This is a genomic window from Pseudomonas sp. SH10-3B (assembly GCF_019891415.1).
Classification (GTDB): Bacteria; Pseudomonadota; Gammaproteobacteria; order Pseudomonadales; family Pseudomonadaceae; genus Aquipseudomonas.
In genome coordinates this window covers 142,968-159,803 of record NZ_JAFLXD010000001.1, presented here as the reverse complement: position 1 = coordinate 159,803, position 16,836 = coordinate 142,968, and the positions used below count along the sequence as shown (strand labels likewise).

The 16,836-nt window shown below is 60.1% G+C and carries 17 protein-coding genes and 1 riboswitch; of the genes, 10 read left to right on the top strand and 7 right to left on the bottom strand.

All coding sequences use genetic code 11. The features are described 5' to 3' along the window. Window positions 1-74: 74 nt before the first annotated feature. Both mqo and J1G35_RS00745 read right to left on the bottom strand, forming a co-directional pair. Window positions 75-1,601: a malate dehydrogenase (quinone) gene (gene mqo, locus J1G35_RS00750; protein ID WP_223012952.1), complete on the bottom strand. Its 1,527-nt coding sequence runs from the start codon at window positions 1,599-1,601 to the stop codon at window positions 75-77. Between the two features lie 727 nt (window positions 1,602-2,328). Further along, a complete protein-coding gene (locus J1G35_RS00745) occupies window positions 2,329-2,562 on the bottom strand; it encodes a hypothetical protein (RefSeq protein WP_223012950.1) in 234 nt (77 codons plus the stop codon). A gap of 194 nt (window positions 2,563-2,756) precedes the next feature. Between J1G35_RS00745 and J1G35_RS00740 the strand changes: the two genes are divergently transcribed. Beyond that, on the top strand, window positions 2,757-3,344 hold the full coding sequence (locus J1G35_RS00740) for a YajG family lipoprotein (protein ID WP_053131509.1): 588 nt from the start codon (window positions 2,757-2,759) through the stop codon (window positions 3,342-3,344). Between the two features lie 57 nt (window positions 3,345-3,401). On the opposite strand, the gene J1G35_RS00735 is transcribed toward J1G35_RS00740, so the two are convergent. Next, window positions 3,402-3,611 (bottom strand): hypothetical protein, encoded by a 210-nt coding sequence (locus tag J1G35_RS00735; protein WP_053131506.1) that lies wholly within the window; start codon window positions 3,609-3,611, stop codon window positions 3,402-3,404. A gap of 184 nt (window positions 3,612-3,795) precedes the next feature. Here J1G35_RS00735 and J1G35_RS00730 point away from each other — a divergent pair, with 184 nt between their 5' ends. Further along, window positions 3,796-4,053, top strand: coding sequence for a hypothetical protein (locus J1G35_RS00730; RefSeq protein WP_223012948.1), 258 nt, complete (start codon window positions 3,796-3,798; stop codon window positions 4,051-4,053). A gap of 60 nt (window positions 4,054-4,113) precedes the next feature. Here J1G35_RS00730 and J1G35_RS00725 read toward each other — a convergent pair whose 3' ends face one another. After that, window positions 4,114-5,277: a 1-acyl-sn-glycerol-3-phosphate acyltransferase gene (locus tag J1G35_RS00725; RefSeq protein ID WP_172681463.1), complete on the bottom strand. Its 1,164-nt coding sequence runs from the start codon at window positions 5,275-5,277 to the stop codon at window positions 4,114-4,116. Between the two features lie 133 nt (window positions 5,278-5,410). Here J1G35_RS00725 and J1G35_RS00720 point away from each other — a divergent pair, with 133 nt between their 5' ends. From J1G35_RS00720 to J1G35_RS00705, 4 genes are all read left to right on the top strand, one after another. Beyond that, entirely contained in the window at window positions 5,411-5,590 is a 180-nt protein-coding gene (locus J1G35_RS00720; RefSeq protein WP_223012946.1) for a CPXCG motif-containing cysteine-rich protein, read from the top strand. 11 nt (window positions 5,591-5,601) lie between these two features. After that, the gene (locus J1G35_RS00715) at window positions 5,602-5,862 is read left to right on the top strand and encodes a DUF2007 domain-containing protein (RefSeq protein WP_053131492.1); all 261 of its coding nucleotides are present in this window, start codon (window positions 5,602-5,604) and stop codon (window positions 5,860-5,862) included. A gap of 36 nt (window positions 5,863-5,898) precedes the next feature. Continuing rightward, entirely contained in the window at window positions 5,899-6,519 is a 621-nt protein-coding gene (locus J1G35_RS00710; protein ID WP_053131489.1) for an SOS response-associated peptidase, read from the top strand. 153 nt (window positions 6,520-6,672) lie between these two features. Then, window positions 6,673-7,491: a M48 family metallopeptidase gene (locus J1G35_RS00705; RefSeq protein ID WP_053131485.1), complete on the top strand. Its 819-nt coding sequence runs from the start codon at window positions 6,673-6,675 to the stop codon at window positions 7,489-7,491. An 81-nt stretch (window positions 7,492-7,572) separates the two neighbouring features. Here J1G35_RS00705 and J1G35_RS00700 read toward each other — a convergent pair whose 3' ends face one another. From J1G35_RS00700 to J1G35_RS00690, 3 genes are all read right to left on the bottom strand, one after another. After that, window positions 7,573-8,157, bottom strand: a complete 585-nt coding sequence (locus tag J1G35_RS00700) for a TMEM165/GDT1 family protein (RefSeq protein WP_005784895.1) — start codon at window positions 8,155-8,157, stop codon at window positions 7,573-7,575. 89 nt (window positions 8,158-8,246) lie between these two features. Continuing rightward, window positions 8,247-8,366, bottom strand: a riboswitch (yybP-ykoY riboswitch). A gap of 51 nt (window positions 8,367-8,417) precedes the next feature. Then, window positions 8,418-9,416 carry a class I SAM-dependent methyltransferase gene (locus tag J1G35_RS00695; protein WP_053131482.1) on the bottom strand — a complete coding sequence of 333 codons (999 nt, stop codon included), beginning with the start codon at window positions 9,414-9,416 and terminating at the stop codon, window positions 8,418-8,420. Window positions 9,417-9,446: 30 nt separating this feature from the next. Continuing rightward, a complete protein-coding gene (locus tag J1G35_RS00690; RefSeq protein ID WP_053131479.1) occupies window positions 9,447-10,412 on the bottom strand; it encodes a 2-hydroxyacid dehydrogenase in 966 nt (321 codons plus the stop codon). An 84-nt stretch (window positions 10,413-10,496) separates the two neighbouring features. Here J1G35_RS00690 and J1G35_RS00685 point away from each other — a divergent pair, with 84 nt between their 5' ends. The 4 genes from J1G35_RS00685 to J1G35_RS00670 all read left to right on the top strand — a co-directional run bounded on the left by J1G35_RS00685 (window position 10,497) and on the right by J1G35_RS00670 (window position 16,599). Beyond that, window positions 10,497-11,129: a LysE family transporter gene (locus tag J1G35_RS00685; protein ID WP_223012944.1), complete on the top strand. Its 633-nt coding sequence runs from the start codon at window positions 10,497-10,499 to the stop codon at window positions 11,127-11,129. A 199-nt stretch (window positions 11,130-11,328) separates the two neighbouring features. Beyond that, window positions 11,329-13,011, top strand: coding sequence for a fatty acid--CoA ligase (locus tag J1G35_RS00680; RefSeq protein WP_053131473.1), 1,683 nt, complete (start codon window positions 11,329-11,331; stop codon window positions 13,009-13,011). A gap of 331 nt (window positions 13,012-13,342) precedes the next feature. Continuing rightward, the gene (locus J1G35_RS00675) at window positions 13,343-15,205 is read left to right on the top strand and encodes a DUF1302 domain-containing protein (RefSeq protein WP_223012942.1); all 1,863 of its coding nucleotides are present in this window, start codon (window positions 13,343-13,345) and stop codon (window positions 15,203-15,205) included. Window positions 15,206-15,234: 29 nt separating this feature from the next. Beyond that, on the top strand, window positions 15,235-16,599 hold the full coding sequence (locus tag J1G35_RS00670; RefSeq protein ID WP_053131466.1) for a DUF1329 domain-containing protein: 1,365 nt from the start codon (window positions 15,235-15,237) through the stop codon (window positions 16,597-16,599). Window positions 16,600-16,836 lie beyond the last annotated feature (237 nt).

The following is a 16,836-nucleotide window of genomic DNA, read 5'->3' as shown; positions in this document are numbered from 1 at the left end:
TTTTTACTGTAGGAGCGAGCTTGCTCGCGAAAAACCAGAGAACGCCACGTTAAACCAGATGCGCTGCGTTATCGTTAACGATCTTCGCGAGCGAGCTCGCTCCTACCGGTCTCGGCGGCAGGTTCAACCAGCTCCAGGCTGATGTTGTTCTGCGCGTTGATCGTGCGATACAACTCAGCATCAGTCTCCAGGACTTTTTCCCGCGCCGGGAAGATCTCATGCAGCTTGGTGGCCCACTCACCGGCAGCTTTCTGCGGGAAGCAACGCTCGATCAGTTCCAGCATGATCGAAACGGTCACCGAAGCGCCTGGGGATGCCCCCAGCAGTGCCGCCAGCGAGCCGTCTTTGGCCGCGACCAGCTCGGTGCCAAATTGCAGCACGCCGCCTTTTTTCGGGTCTTTCTTGATGATCTGAACCCGTTGGCCAGCCACTTCCAGGCGCCAGTCTTCGGCTTTCGCTTGCGGGTAGAAACGACGCAGGGATTCCAGACGCTGCTCCATCGATTGCATCACTTCGCTGACCAGGTACTTGGTCAGGTCCATGTTGTCGCGGGCCACGGCCAGCATCGGGCCGATGTTGCCGGCGCGAACCGACAGCGGCAGGTCGAGGAACGAGCCGTGCTTGAGGAACTTGGTGGTGAAACCGGCGTATGGCCCGAACAGCAGGGATTTCTTGCCGTCGACTACGCGGGTGTCCAAGTGCGGCACCGACATCGGCGGCGAGCCCACGGCGGCCTGGCTGTAGACCTTGGCCTGGTGGTGCTTGACCACTTCCGGGTTGTCGCAACGCAGCCACTGGCCGCTGACCGGGAAACCGCCAAAGCCCTTGCTCTCTTCGATGCCCGAGGCCTGCAGCAGCGGCAGGGCCGCACCACCGGCGCCGAGGAACACGAACTTGGCATCCACTTCGCGGCTGTTACCGCTGTTGACGTCCTTGATGCTTACAGTCCAGCCCGCGCCGTTACGCTTGAGGCCGGTCACGCGCTTGCTGTACTTGACCTGGGCGTCCGGTGAACTGGTCAGGTGAGTGAGCAACTGGTTGGTCAGGGCGCCGAAGTTGACGTCGGTGCCGTTCATCACGCGGGTGGCAGCGATTTTTTCGTCGAGCGGGCGGCCCGGCATCATCAACGGCATCCACTCGGCCATCTCGTTGCGGTCTTCGGTGTAGTGCATGTCCGAAAATGCATGGTGCTGGCTGAGGGATTCAAAGCGCTTCCTGAGGAAGTCCACGCCTTTTTCGCCCTGTACGAAGCTCAGGTGCGGCACCGGGCTGATAAAGGATTTGGACGAGCCAAAGGTGCCTTTCTTGGTCAGGTACGCCCAGAACTGCTTCGACACCTCGAACTGGGTGTTGATGTGCACGGCTTTCTTGATGTCGATGGAGCCATCGGCGGCCTGCGGCGTGTAGTTCAGCTCACACAGCCCGGCGTGGCCGGTGCCGGCGTTGTTCCACGGGTTGGAACTTTCCGCGGCACCCGAATCCATCAGCTCAACGACTTCCAGCTTGAGGCCGGGGTCGAGCTCCTTGAGCAGTACGGCCAGGGTGGCACTCATGATGCCGGCCCCTACCAGTACTACGTCGACTGCTTCGTTATGCGCCATTTAACGCGTCTCCAAAATCTGCAGCACCAAATTGACGGCATGGCTGCCAGGAGTGACGGGGCGGTTCACGTGTTGCCCCAGGTTACCCATGGCCAGGATCGCCATGTCCGTTTCGCAATTCTTTGCAACTTCAGCACACGCTTCCTGCCAGCCTGATCTGCCTATGAACGCATTCATGGGCGCCTGTGGCAATTCGACTTATGGTCAAAGCGTGCGATTCGTGCAATCAATCCGTAGCGGACAGGCTCAAGCTCCGGTGTTTGCGGAGTACTCGGGCCTGTGTGGTTGGGCTGTTCCAGACGCTGATGGTGCTTGTACAAACGCCAAACTATTCATTTGCTCGCCACACTCTTGTGAAGTTGTGAAAACCCGTTTTTTTCACGCTCTTTTGAAGACGTGAACCTCAAAAAAGGGCTACCGCGGCCTGGCACCTGGCCCGCAAACCTCTGCCGACATGCGGCAAAACGGGCAAACAACTCAAGTGGCCGAGCGCAATGGCAGCTCTGGCAGATTCGGTAAAGGCGGGTGTTTGCAAAGGAAACAGCAAGCGCGCCAGCTTCACTCGATCTGTGTGGGCGGCTCTCTGTGGGCGATTCTTGGGGGTTAATGCCGTGGCATTAACGGTGTTGCGAGGCCCGATCAGGAGACGTCCTTATAATCGGGGGGAGATTGTAGCGAAGAACGTCAGACAAATGGGCGTGTTTTATGACTTTTATTAGGTCTTCGGTCAGGCGGCCAACGGCAGGTGGCGGGACGACCGCACAGGGCGTGGGCTTACACGGGCGCGGGCCGGCAATGGATGATGCATCCAGCTCAGGCGAATTTCTTCGATTTCCACCCAGCCTTCGCCGCTGGGAGGCTGGCAGCACTCTTTGAAGGCCTGGCAACGGCCTTGCGCATCGAGCAGGGCAAACTGGCGAAGGGCGGGCTTGCGCATAAACAGCGACCAGAGAAAACGCATGGCGATAGACCTCCTGAGATTGGGGCCAAGCATGCCTGTCGGGGATGACGAGCCGATGTAACGGCTATTACATATCGGTGACAACGAACCGCCGCCGGGGCGACGGGTCATAGGTTGTAACTGACGCTAGTTCCCTGCGGGGGCGCCCCGCTATACTGCCCGCCTGTCGGTACCTGATTTCTGGAGAGAAGCGCATGTTGCAACGCCTGTTGTTCGGTTTGATCACTGTGACCAGTTTGACCCTGGTTGGCTGCGCCAACAGCCCGCAACAACTCAGCCCGCAACCGAAGCTCACCACGCAGTTGGCCCCGGTGGGTCACGGTCAGCCGGTGTCGGTGCGTGTGGTGGACGGTCGTCCGTCGCCGACCCTGGGCTCTCGCGGAGGCCTGTACCCGGAGACCGCGCTCATCTCGGTGACCGGCCAGGACGTGCTGCCCAAGCTGCAAGCCCAGGCTGAAGCCGCCGTGCGCCTGCTGGGCTTCACGCCGAGCCCCAACGCCCCAGGCGCTCCGCAGTTGACCATCACCTTGGCTGAGCTGAAGTACCAGTCGCCCAAGGAAGGCCTGTATGTGACTGAAGCGGCTATCGGCGCAACGTTCAAGTCTGACGTCACCGCTGGCACCCGTCGCTATAGCGGCCGGTACGGCGCGTCGCTGAACCAGCGCTTCGGCATGTCGCCGAACCAGGAAACCAACACCAAGCTGGTCAGCGATGTCCTGAGTGACGCCTTGACCCGCCTGTTCAAGGATCCAAGCATCGGTTCATTGCTCAGCTCGCAGTAATCGCTCCAATAAAAAACCGGGCTCAGCGATGAGCCCGGTTTTTTTATGCCTTCAGTTTCACGCGGCAGTGTCGATACAGAAATCCAGCATGCTCACCCCCGTCAACAGATCGGCCTCCGGCGAGTCTGCATGCTGGTGCCCGGCCAGGGCGCAATACACCAGCCAATGGCGGTCCTGCACGTTGAACGCCAGGCCGCCGATCAGCGCCTCTTGCTCGTCGCTCTGGGCAATCAGATACAGCCGATCCTGGTTGTGCGCATGCAGCATGACAAGCTCCTGAATGTACGAAGGGCAACAGAGTGGCTTGTTAAGGTGACGTTCAGGTGACGGCGTAAATTACTGGATACATTGACCGTCCATGGGGGATGGAGAAGTTTTGGCGCTGGAGGCCACTATCGTTCAGGTTTGTATCTGAACCGATACCCAGACACTGTTTCACCCGAGGTTTGCGATGGCGCTGCCCGCACTGTTGATCAATGTTGTGGCTTTGTTGGTGGCCTGCCCAGGTGCAGCGCTGCTGTTCATTACCCGCCTGCGCGAACAACGCGCCATGGCTGAGCTGGCTGCGCAAAGTGAAGAGCGCGCGATTGACCAGCCCATGCTGTTTCTGGATGTGCGCACCGAGCGGGCGAATCGTGTGGCTTACCGCGTAGGGTTCGCCTGTCTTGGACTGGCGCTGGCTATTTCCTGGCTCAGCACCCGAATCTAAAAAAACGCAGAGCCAATGTGGAAGGGAGGCTTGCCCCTCCCACATTTTCTTGATCGGTGCTTACAGCGGGATTCCAGCCTTGACCCGATACTGATTGCGCACTGGTGTCGCGTATTGCACCACCAGGAACGGCCGGTGCTCGGCCGGGCAGTCGTTCAAGCGCCGCTCCCACTCTGCCTTCGCCTTGGCCAGTTCATCGGCCGGGAACACGTCGGCCGCCTTCGGCACCTGCAACTGCGGGTCGGCATCGCTCCACTGGGCGTACGCCAGGTAGTGCACCGGGAACAGCCGATAGCCGCCGAGAATCTGCCGATCCATTTCCACGGCCAGTACTTTGGTGTCTTCGAAGCGCTCGGTAATCGGCGCTGCGAAGTTGATATGTACGCGGCCTTTGTAGCCAGTGATGCCCAGGGCAATGCTGACGTCATCCTCGCCCGGTGCCTTGACGTAGGTGCCGGTGGTGGCGCGAATATACAGCTCACGTGCTTTGGCGGCATCGCACGGGTCGTACTCGTAGCTGATGGACACCGGCGTCAGGTTCAGTGACTGGATCACCTCGGCAAACGGCTCGTCCTTGCGGCTGACATGGAACATCTTGAGGATCGCCGACTCGGTGCGGTCATCCCCGTCCTTGGCGCGGCCTTCGGCCTGGGCGATCCAGATCGACTGACAGTCGTTGCGGATCGAATGGTTGATGTAGGCCGACAGCAGGTTGAACGCCGCCATCTTCTCCTTTCGCCCGGTGATCGAGCGGTGCACGATGAAGCTCTTGTTCAGGCGCATCAGGTCGCTGACAAACGGCTTTTGCAGCAGGTTGTCACCGATGGCGATGCGCGGTGTCGGCAGGCCGGCGTGGTACACGGCGTAGTTGACGAAGGCCGGGTCCATCACGATGTCGCGATGGTTGGCCAAAAACACATAGGCGGTGCCCGACTTGAGCTGTTCCACGCCGGTGTAGGTCACGCCGTCGGTCGCCCGGTCAATGGTATGGTCGACGTAATACTCGACTTTGTCCTGCAGCGTGGCCACGGTGGTGACGCCGGCGAACTCACGGCGCAGTTTGCGCGCGATCATCGGCTTGAGCAGCCAACCCAGGGCGCCGGCAAAGCGCGGGAAGCGGAAGTGGGTCAGGATGTCCAGAAAGGCCTTGTCACTGAACAGCCTGGCCAGCACTGCCGGGACTTCGCTGTCGTTGTAAGGTCGGATGGTATCGAATTCGCCCATCATGCTCTCTTGTTAGAAACGGCTAGGGTAAGTAGAGGAAATACCAGGGTGCGGCCTGAGTAATGGGCTCAGCCGATCTATAACCCTGTAAATAGACCGGCGATTATACGCACAAGTCACTTGGGAGACTGCGATGGAAGAGGAGTCGTACGAATGTCCTTATTGTGGGGAGCTGGTCACGGCGTTACTGGACCTGTCCGGGGGCGATCAGGAATATATAGAGGACTGCCCGGTGTGTTGCCGGCCGATCACTTTCCAGCTGCAGGTGCACGACCACGAGTGGATGCTGTTCGTGCGCAGTGAAAACGAATAACAGGTACACCCATGCAGCGAATCTACGAACCGGAAAACCTGATGGAAGGCGAGTTGCTGCAGCAAATGCTCGCCAGCGAGGGCATTGATGCGCATCTGGTGGGGCGTCATTTGCTCGGCGGCACGGGGGAGTTACCGATCTTCGGCCTGCTGGGGCTGGAAGTGGACAACGACCGGGCGGCTGAAGCCCGCGAGCTGATTACCGCCTATATCGGTGCGCAACCCCTGCCCGGCGATGAACCCGACAGCTTCCCCGACGTATTGGTCTGTTAGGCTGTCGGTCGGTTTACCCAAGAGTCGTGTTACCCCATGTGTGGACGTTATGCCCTGTTTCGCTGGAACCCCACCTTTGCTGCCTTGCCTGGCTTCCCGGCCGACCAGCAGGCCCAGTGGAACATCTCCCCGAATGATTCGGTGCTGATCCAGCGCCAGAGCGACGGCCAGCGCACCCTGGCCCGCGCTCGCTGGGGCCTGACGCCGCCCTGGCTGACGGACCTTTCACGCACTCCGGCCCATGCCCGTGCCGAAACCCTGGCCGAGCAACCGATGTTTCGCGAAGCGTTTCGCCAACGCCGTTGCCTGCTGCCGGCCAACGGTTTCTACGAATGGCGCGGCACCCAGCGCAAACGCCCGTACTGGCTGACGCCGGGGGAGGGCTCGACCCTGTTTTTTGCAGCGATCTGGGAGGCGTACCCGGTGCAGGAGCAGGTGTGGCTGAGTACGGCCGTGGTGACCCAGGCCGCCCAGAGTCAGCGCCGGCCGTTGATTCTGGACGCAGCGGGGCAGGCCGCCTGGCTCGATCCCGAGACGCCCTTGCATGTGTTGCAAGGCTTGCTGGCCAGTGAGCCGGTCGCGTTGCGCGAGCGGGTGCTGGCCAACATGGTCAATGATCCCAAGCTCAATGGGCCGGAATGCCTGACCCCGGCTTGAGCCTTGAACTGATTGGTCAAGCACCGTTGCCGAGTCTTGTGGGATGTGTCTGAAAATCAGCGGTTACACGTCTGGTGTATCTGGCGTTGATACACATGAGCGCCTACGATACGCGCCATGTTTTCAGGGCGTCTTTTCAGGGAGAGTGTATTGATGAAGAAATCATTGGTCGTAAGTGTATTGGCAGCAGGCGTGTTGCTGGCCGGGTGTCAGTCGGTCAACACCACCAGCGGCGGCGCCGTCGGGGTTGAGCGCAAGCAATATATGTTCAGCATGCTGTCGAGCCAGGAAGTCGACCAGATGTACGCCCAGTCCTACCAGCAGACCCTGGGCGAGGCCAGCAGCAAAGGCCAGCTGGACAAGACCAGTGCCAACGCCAAGCGTGTGCAGGCGATCGCCAACCGCTTGATCGCCCAGGCGCCCACCTTCCGCCCGGATGCAGCGCAGTGGAAGTGGGAAGTGAACCTGATCAAGAGCGATGAGATGAACGCCAACTGCGGGCCTGGCGGCAAGATCTTCGTGTACAGCGCGCTGATCGACAACCTCAAGCTCACCGATGATGAACTGGCTGCGGTGATGGGCCATGAAATCGCCCACGCCTTGCGTGAGCACGGCCGCGAAGCCATGTCCAAGGCTTACGGCATCGAGATGGCCAAGCAGGGTGCCGGTGCGTTGTTCGGTCTGGGCCAGGACAGCCTGGCACTGGCCGATACCGTGGCCAACTACGGCATGACCTTGCCCAACAGCCGCAGCAATGAAAACGAAGCGGACCTGATCGGCCTGGAACTGGCGGCTCGCGCCGGCTACAACCCGAACGCGGCCATAACCCTGTGGAACAAGATGGCCAAGGCTTCCGAAGGCGCACCACCGGAGTTCATGAGCACTCACCCGGCCTCTGACAGCCGGATCGCCTCATTGCAGGCGGCGATTCCGAAGGTGATGCCGCTCTACCAGAAGGCTAAGAAGTCCTAAGACTTCAAAGACAAGTAGCAAGCTTCAAGCTGCAAGAAAAAGCACTGCTTCTTCCTGCAACTTGAGGCTTGAAGCTTGCAGCTAGATCCAGCCACTGCTCTGCATGGCCTTGTACACCGCCACGATCGCCAGGACAAAAAACGCCGTCGCCGCCAGTCGACGAATCAACGTCAGCGGCAGTTTCTCCGCCGCGAAATTCCCCGCCAGAACCACCGGCACGTTGGCAATCAACATGCCCAGGGTGGTGCCGATAATCACCAGCCACAGCTCCGGGTATTGCGCCGCCAGCATCACCGTGGCGATCTGGGTCTTGTCACCGATTTCTGCCAGGAAGAATGCAATCAGCGTGGTCAGGAACGGCCCGAACTTGCGCGTGGTGCTGGCTTCGTCATCGTCGAGTTTGTCTGGCACCAGAGTCCACAGCGCGGTGGCACAGAAGCTGGCTGCGAGAATCCAGTGCAACACCGCATCCGAGAAGAAACTTCCGAACCAGGCCCCCACGGCACCGGCCGCCGCATGGTTGGCCAGGGTCGCGGCAACGATGCCGGCGATGATCGGCCAAGGCTTGCGAAAGCGTGCGGCAAGGATGAGTGCGAGCAGTTGCGTCTTGTCGCCGATTTCGGCCAAGGCAACGATTGCGGTTGGAACGAGTAATGAATCCAGCATCAGGTAGGTTTCCAGGGGCGGGTCGACACGGCTATGACACGTACAGCCTTCCCGCCCCGGGTAAGGTGTGCGTGTCATAGGTCTTGTCAAACCCCGGTCCGTCTGTGCGGACTCCTGGGTCGCATACGCCATGGCCTGTTGACCAAGTATGTTGACGTATGCCGGACGAGCGTGGCGCTCGTGGGAGACTACTCCCCTAGGACGGAGCGGATTCTGCCTAGGCAAAATCCATTCGGCAAGCCTTCTTTTTCAAATTGCGATCAGCCGCGTTTGGCACGGTAAATGCGAAAACCGTTGCCTTCGGCCTTGACCGCACATACGCCCAGATGCTCTTCGATCAGCGGCTGGTACTTCAGGAAGCTATTGGCGACTAGGCGAAGTTCGCCACCTTTTGCCAGGTGTTTCGCCGCTTTTCGCAGCAGGTTCTCGGTAGCGAAATAATCGGTGTGCACCCCGACATGGAACGGCGGGTTGCTCAAAATCGCGTTCAAACCCATCGGCGCGGCGTCAATACCATCACCGGTCAGCACCTCGGCTTCCAGCCCGTTGGCGGCCAGGGTCAGGCGACTGCTGGCAGCGGCGAAGGCGTCCACATCCAGCATCGTTACGGTGTTGTGCGGGTAGCGACGTTTTACCGCCGCCCCCAACACACCGGCGCCGCAACCGAAGTCCAGTAAATGACCGCTGGGCAGTTTATCCAGGTGCTCCAGCAGCAGCGCGGTGCCGCGATCCAGACGGCCATGGCTGAATACGCCCGGTAGGCTCACGACCTTCAGTGGCCCTTCGGCCAGCGGCACATCGAACACCTGCGCCAGGCTCTCCAGCTCGACCGCTTGCGGGGCGTCGGCCACGGTGATTTGCCACAGCTGGCAATGCCGTGCGTTGTCGAGCTTGCGCGGTTTGCCAAAGGGCGCCATCTGCTTGGCGGCGCTCTCGATACCGCCTTTTTTCTCCCCCACCAGGAACAGCTCGGCGCCGGGCAGGCGCGCGGCCACGGCGTTGAGCAGGTAGTCGGTGAGGTCCTTGGACTTGGGCAGGAAGATCACCGCCGCATCAAACGAACGCTCGGGCACGTTCACGCCGAATTGGCTGCGCTCCGGGAAGCGCGCGTCGAGCGCGGTCTGGTCGCCGGCATGCCAGCACCAGCCGTGGGCGTTGGGCAGGCGACCCAGTAGGTCGTCGGCGGGCAAACCCACCAGCAGCAGGTTGCCTTGAAAAAGTTCGGCCTGACGAAGCAGTACTTCACTGCGCGGATCCATGGTCTGCTCCTTGAAAAGGGGCGCAGTTTATCAACTGACGACGCGCAGCGGGGCGCCGCTGAAAAAGCCCCGGGCGTTTTCCGTCAGTTGGCCGACGATACGCTGCCGCGCTTCACGGCTGCCCCAGGCATTGTGGGGCGTGACGATCAGTCGAGGAATATCGCCGGCCAGCAGCGGGTTGCCATTGACCGGTGGCTCCACGCTCAGCACATCGGTCGCCGCGCCGCCCAGGTGGCCGCCGCGCAAAGCGTCGGCCAGGGCCTGTTCGTTGATCAAACCACCGCGCGCGGTGTTGACGATAAACGCGCCGGGCTTGAGCAGCGCCAGTTCACGGGCGCCGATAAAGTCGCGGGTGTGTTCATTGAGCGGGCAGTGCAAGGTGAGTGCGTCCACCTGCGTCAGCAGTTCATCAAGCGGCACGCGGTCGGCACGGGCAGGGCGCCCAGGAATCGCGCCGAGTAGCACGCGCATCCCGAAGGCTTCGGCCAGGCGTGCCACGGCACTGCCCAATTCGCCATGGCCCAGCAGGCCGAGGGTTTTGCCTTCCAGCTCTACAATCGGGTGGTCCAGCAGGCAGAACTGCTTGGCCTCTTGCCATTTGCCGGCGCTCACATCGCGTTGATAGTCCTTCAAGCGCGTCGCTAGGTTGAGCAACAGCATGATCGTGTGCTGCGCCACCGACGGTGTGCCGTAGCCCTGGCAGTTGCTCACGGTGATGCCATGGGCGCGGGCGGCTTCCAGGTCAATGTTGTTGGTGCCGGTGGCCGAAACCAGGATCAACTTGAGTTCCGGGCAGGCCGCCAGGGTTTCGCCGTTGAGTGGGATTTTGTTACTGATCGCCACCTGCGCGCCTTGCAGGCGCTCCACCACATTCTGCGGCGTGGTGCCTGTCAACAACTGCAAGTCGCTGAAGCTGCCGTGCAACTCGCTGAGATCCAGGTCGCCCAGATCCAGGGACGGGTGATCAAGGAAGACGGCGCGGCGATTGTTCGTCATCAACTGTACCTTTTGCGATAGGGTTCGAAGGCGTAATCTGCCGAGCCTATCAGATGAAATAATCCGTTACTTAATGGAGTGAGTATGTACGCCGCCGAGTTTTTGACCGTAGCCCTGATTCACCTGTTGGCGGTGGCCAGCCCTGGCCCGGATTTCGCGGTGGTGGTGCGTGAGAGCGTGACCCACGGCCGCCGCGCCGGGACCTGGACCGCGTTGGGCGTGGGCTCGGCGATTTTCCTGCATGTGGGCTATTCGTTGCTCGGTATCGGCCTGATCGTGTCCCAGTCCATCGTGTTGTTCAACGCACTGAAATGGGCGGCGGCGGCCTACCTGCTGTACATCGGCTTCAAGGCCCTGCGCGCGCAACCGGCCAAGCCTGTCGCCGAGGGCGAGTTGCACCGCGAAGCAGGCGAGCGCACCCCGCGTGGTGCGTTTACCGCAGGCTTTGTCACCAACGGCTTGAACCCCAAGGCGACGTTGTTCTTCCTGTCGCTGTTCACCGTGGTGATCAACCCGCACACGCCGCTGGCGATCCAGGCCGGTTACGGCGTGTACCTGGCGGTGGCAACGGCGTTGTGGTTCTGCCTGGTGGCGATGTTGTTCAGCCAACAGCGCGTGCGCGCGGGCTTTGCGCGTATGGGCCATTGGTTTGATCGGACCATGGGGGCGGTGTTGATTGCGATTGGGGTGAAGTTGGCGTTTACCAGCGCGAAATAAACGCTGTTCTCAAGTAAACACAATCCAGTGTGGGAGGGGGCTTGCTCCCACATTTGACCTCCATTGTCCCTGAATAATGGCTCAAAGCTAGCATTCCCCAGCCTCTGCAAATCATTCCTTTGGCTGATTTAGCTGAAACATATCCTCTCTACAGTGCAGGTCTTCAAGCCAAGACCATGCAGTCATAAAAGGGATTCGTATGTTGCAGACCCGTGTTATTCCGCCCGCCGAAGGTGCGTACCAATACCCGTTGTTGATCAAGCGCCTGTTGATGTCCGGAACCCGCTACGAGAAGACCCGGGAAATCGTCTACCGCGACAAACTGCGCTACACCTACCCGACCCTGATCGAGCGAGTCGCGCGCCTGGCTAATGTGCTCACCGACGCCGGGGTCAAGGCCGGTGACACCGTGGCGGTGATGGATTGGGACAGTCATCGTTACCTGGAATGCATGTTCGCCATCCCGATGATCGGCGCGGTAATCCACACCATCAACGTGCGCCTGTCGCCGGAACAGATTCTTTACACCATGAACCACGCCGAGGACCGCTTCGTGCTGGTCAACAGCGAGTTCGTGGGGCTCTACCAGGCCATTGCCGGGCAGCTCACCACCGTCGACAAGACGCTGCTGCTCACCGACGGCGAAGCCAAGACCGCCGAGTTGCCCAATCTGGTCGGTGAGTATGAAACCCTGCTGGCCGCTGCCAGCCCGAAGTACGACTTCCAGGACTTCGACGAACACTCCGTCGCCACCACCTTCTACACCACCGGCACCACCGGTAACCCGAAAGGCGTGTACTTCACCCATCGCCAACTGGTGCTGCACACCATCGGCGTGTCCACCATCATGGGCAGCATCGACAGCGTGCGCCTGCTGGGCACCAACGACGTGTACATGCCGATTACGCCGATGTTCCATGTGCATGCCTGGGGCCTGCCGTATGTCGCAACCATGCTTGGCCTGAAGCAGGTCTACCCGGGCCGCTACGACCCAGAATACCTGGTGGAGCTGTGGCGCAAGGAGAAGGTCACCTTCTCTCATTGCGTGCCGACCATCCTGCAAATGGTGCTCAACGCCAAGGCCGCCCAAGGCGTGGATTTTGGTGGTTGGAAAATCGTCATCGGTGGCAGCGCCCTCAACCGCACGCTGTATGAGGCGGCGAAAGCGCGTGGGATTCAGCTGACCGCCGCGTACGGCATGTCCGAGACTGGCCCGCTGGTGTCCTGCGCCCACCTCAACGAAGAGCTGATGGCCGGTACCGAGGACGAGCGCATCACCTACCGCATCAAGGCCGGCGTGCCTGGCCCGTTGGTGGAAGCGGCGATCATGGACACAGAGGGTAATTTCCTGCCCGCCGACGGCGAGTCCCAGGGCGAGTTGGTCCTGCGCGCGCCGTGGCTGACCGAGGGCTATTACAACGAGCCGCAGAAGGGCGCCGAGCTGTGGGCGGGCGGTTGGATGCACACGGGCGACGTGGCCACCCTCGATGCATTTGGCGTGATCGATATCCGCGACCGCATCAAGGACGTGATCAAGACCGGCGGCGAGTGGATCTCGTCCCTGGCCCTCGAAGACCTGGTCAGCCGTCACCCGGCGGTACGCGAAGTAGCGGTGGTGGGCATCGCCGATCCGCAGTGGGGCGAGCGCCCGTTTGCGCTGTTGGTGGTGCGTGACGGCCATGAGATTGGGGCCCGCGAGCTCAAGGAGCACCTCAAGCCTTTTGTCGAATTGGGCCATTTGAGCAAGTGGGCGATTCCGAGCCAGATCGCCGTTGTTACGGAAATTCCCAAGACCAGTGTCGGCAAGCTGGACAAAAAACGTATCCGTATCGACATCATCGAATGGCAGGCCAACAACAGCACCTTCCTGTCCACCCTCTGACGCTCCTCGCCGTGCCCGTTCGGGCACGGCAATGCTCTATCTTGCGCCTTTACTTGTGATTTGCCGATTTTCAGCCATCCTTGCCGCGTCGGCCTTCGCCGACATGGCGAAAGGGCTGTGGCAGACGGGTTGGTGATACAAATCACACTTTAGAGGGATCAAGCGGTACCCCCTGCTGGCTATAGTCCCACCCAGAGTTTTTCAAGGATGCGTCGCTTCGGGCCATGGAGGTTCAGTTGCCAGGCGGCATTGGAATCGTTGTATTCCGGCCGTTACAAGCATCACAGAACAAACTCACTGCCATAACAATAATGCACATGGAGTAGCGTCGATGACCTCAGTAAACCAGTTCTGGCGCCGGGCAAGATTGCCCCTGGCTGTCAGTCTCGCCTCTACGCTCGCCGGGCCCGCATTCGGCGTCAGTTTCAATATCGGTGAAATCGAAGGGAGTTTTGACTCGTCGCTATCTGTGGGGGCGAGCTGGAGTACCGCCAAGCCCAACCAGGACCTGATCGGCGCCAACAACGGCGGCAAGGGTCTGTCCCAGACCTCCGATGACGGCCACTTGAACTTCAAGCGCGGCGAAACGTTCTCGAAGATCTTCAAGGGCATTCATGACCTGGAACTGAAATACGGCGACACCGGTGTGTTTGTGCGCGGCAAGTACTGGTATGACTTCGAGCTGCAGGATGAGAGCCGCGAGTTCAAGGACATCAGCAACAACAACCGCAAAGAGGGGGCCAAGTCTTCTGGGGGGCAGATTCTCGATGCGTTTATCTACCACAACTACTCTATTGCCGATCAGCCCGGCAACGTGCGGTTCGGTAAGCAAGTTGTGAGCTGGGGTGAAAGTACCTTCATTGGCGGCGGCATCAACTCCATCAACCCTATCGACGTGTCCGCATTCCGTCGTCCGGGTGCCGAAATCAAGGAAGGCTTGATTCCGGTCAACATGTTTTACGTATCGCAAACGCTGACCGATAACCTTTCGGCAGAAGCGTTCTATCAGTTGGAATGGGACCAAACGGTTACCGACAACTGCGGCACGTTCTTCTCACAGCCGGATATCGTTTCCGATGGCTGTAAAGACAACCTCAGGGTGCTGAATAAGCGCTCGGCTGTCCCGGCGGCGTTCTTGCCTGCACTGACAGCCAGGGGCGTTGATATCAACAATGAAGGTGTCCTGGTTAAACGCGGTCCTGATCGTGACGCACGTGACAGCGGTCAGTGGGGCGCCGCGATGCACTACAACTTCGAGCCGCTCGACACTGAGTTCGGCGCGTACTTCATGAACTATCACAGCCGAGCGCCGATTTTCAGTGCACAAGGCGCTTCTCGGGCGGCGTTTGCCAGTGCGGCGCAGGTTGGGCAATTGGCGCCGCTGGTAGTAGCGGGTAACTCCAACTACTTCATCGAGTACCCAGAAGATATCCGTCTGTATGGCTTGAGCTTTTCCACCACCTTGCCTACCGGGACGGCCTGGAGCGGTGAGTTGAGCTATCGCCCGAACGCGCCGGTGCAGTTGAACTCCACTGACATTCTGTTTGCTGGCGTGAAGCCGCTTGGCGGCCCGGTGTTGGGCAATGCTTCGTTGCTCAATGGATCGCCAGGCCAGGATTTGCACGGTTATCGTCGTAAAGAAATCAGCCAGTTTCAGACCACGTTTACTCACTTCTTCGATCAGGTCATGGGCGCCAGCCGTTTGACCCTGGTGGGTGAAGTAGGTGTAACCCATGTGGGTGGCCTGGAAAGCAAGTCGGACGTGCGCTACGGCCGTGACCCTGTCTTTGGCCCGGGCACACTTCCGAACAATGCCTGTAACGCGTTGAATACCTCTACCGCACAAGGTGCCGGACTGGCCAACGCCAACGGCTTGAGCACCAACTGCAACAACGATGGCTTCACCACCGCCACTTCCTGGGGTTACCGCGGTCGGGCTATCTGGGAATACCCGGACGTTTTCGCGGGTGTGAACCTCAAGCCAAATGTGGCCTGGTCCCATGACGTGAAGGGCTATGCTCCTGGCCCTGGCGCTAACTTCGAAGAGGGTCGCAAAGCCGTCAGCCTGGGTCTGGACGCCGAGTACCAGAACACCTACACCGCCAGCCTGGCTTACACCAACTTCTTTGGTGGCGAGTTTACTACGGTGAATGACCGCGACTTCGTCGCTCTGAGCTTCGGCGCCAACTTCTAAGCACACTGTATTTTCAGGAAGACCAGAACATGAAAATAACCAAAAGTCTGTTGCACGTCGGTGTGCTTGGGCTGTCGATCCTGGCGAGTAACGTCATGGCGGCAGTGTCGGCGGATGAAGCCGCCAAGCTGGGCACGACCCTGACGCCGATGGGCGCGGAAATGGCCGGTAACGCAGCGGGCACCATCCCTAAATGGTCGCCTATGCCTACCAACGCCGGCGCCGTCGACGCCCGTGGGTTCCTGGCCAACCCGTACGCCAGCGAACAACCGCAATTCACTATCACCGCGCAAAACGTCGAGCAGTACAAAGACAAGCTGGCACCGGGGCAGTACGCGATGTTCAAGCGTTACCCGGAAACCTTCAAGATGCCGGTCTACCCGACCCATCGCGGCGCTACCGTACCGGCCGATGTGTTCGCCGCCATCAAGAAGAACGCCACCACCACCAACCTGGTGTCGGGCGGCAACGGCCTGGAAAACTTTGAAACCGCCGTTCCGTTCCCGATCCCGAAAAGCGGCGTGGAAGTTATCTGGAACCACATCACCCGTTATCGCGGTGGCAGCGTGACCCGCCTGGTGACCCAGGCCACGCCGCAAACCAACGGTTCCTACAGCCTGGTGTACTTCCGCGACCAGTTCGTGTTCCGCGATAAGATGAAGGACTTCGACCCGAAGAACCCGGGCAACGTGCTGTTCTACTTCAAGCAGCAAGTGACCGCGCCCGCACGTCTGGCCGGTGGTGTGCTGTTGGTGCACGAAACCCTGGACCAGGTGAAGGAGCCGCGTTCGGCGTGGGTCTACAACGCCGGCCAGCGCCGTGTGCGCCGGGCGCCGCAAGTGTCCTATGACGGGCCGGGTACCGCTGCCGACGGTCTGCGTACCTCCGACAACCTCGACATGTACAACGGTGCGCCGGATCGCTACGACTGGAAACTGGAAGGCAAGAAGGAAATCTACATCGCCTCCAACAGCTACAAGATCGACGATCCGAAGCTCAAGTACGCCGACATCATCAAGGCCGGCCACATCAACCAGGACCTGGCACGCTACGAGCTGCGCCGTGTCTGGCACGTGGTCGCGACCTTGAAGGAAGGCCAACGCCACATCTATGCCAAGCGTGACTTCTATATCGACGAAGACACCTGGCAAGCCGCAGTGATCGATCACTACGACGGTCGCGGCCAACTGTGGCGCGTCGCCGAGGCCCATGCCGAGAACTACTACGACAAGCAAGTGCCGTGGTACGCCCTGGAAACCCTCTACGACCTGCAGTCCGGCCGTTACCTGGCACTGGGCATGAAGAACGAAGAGAAACAGGCCTATGACTTCGGCTTCACCGCCACCACCAGCGACTTCACCCCAGCGGCCCTGCGCCAGGACGGTGTTCGCTAAGCTGCACGAGTAACTCAATGTGGGAGGGGGCTTGCCCCGATAGCGGTGTGACAGTCAGCGCATGCATTGACTGATCCGCCTCTATCGGGAGCAAGCCCCCTCCCACTTTTTGTTTGTGGCGATATTTCTTGTCTCAGTTCTTTTTCAGGCAAATGTTGCAAAGATCTACAAACCCACCGCTTTTACCGCTAGTCTGCGGACATCTGCAATGCCGACAACAGCCTTCTACAAGAGCCC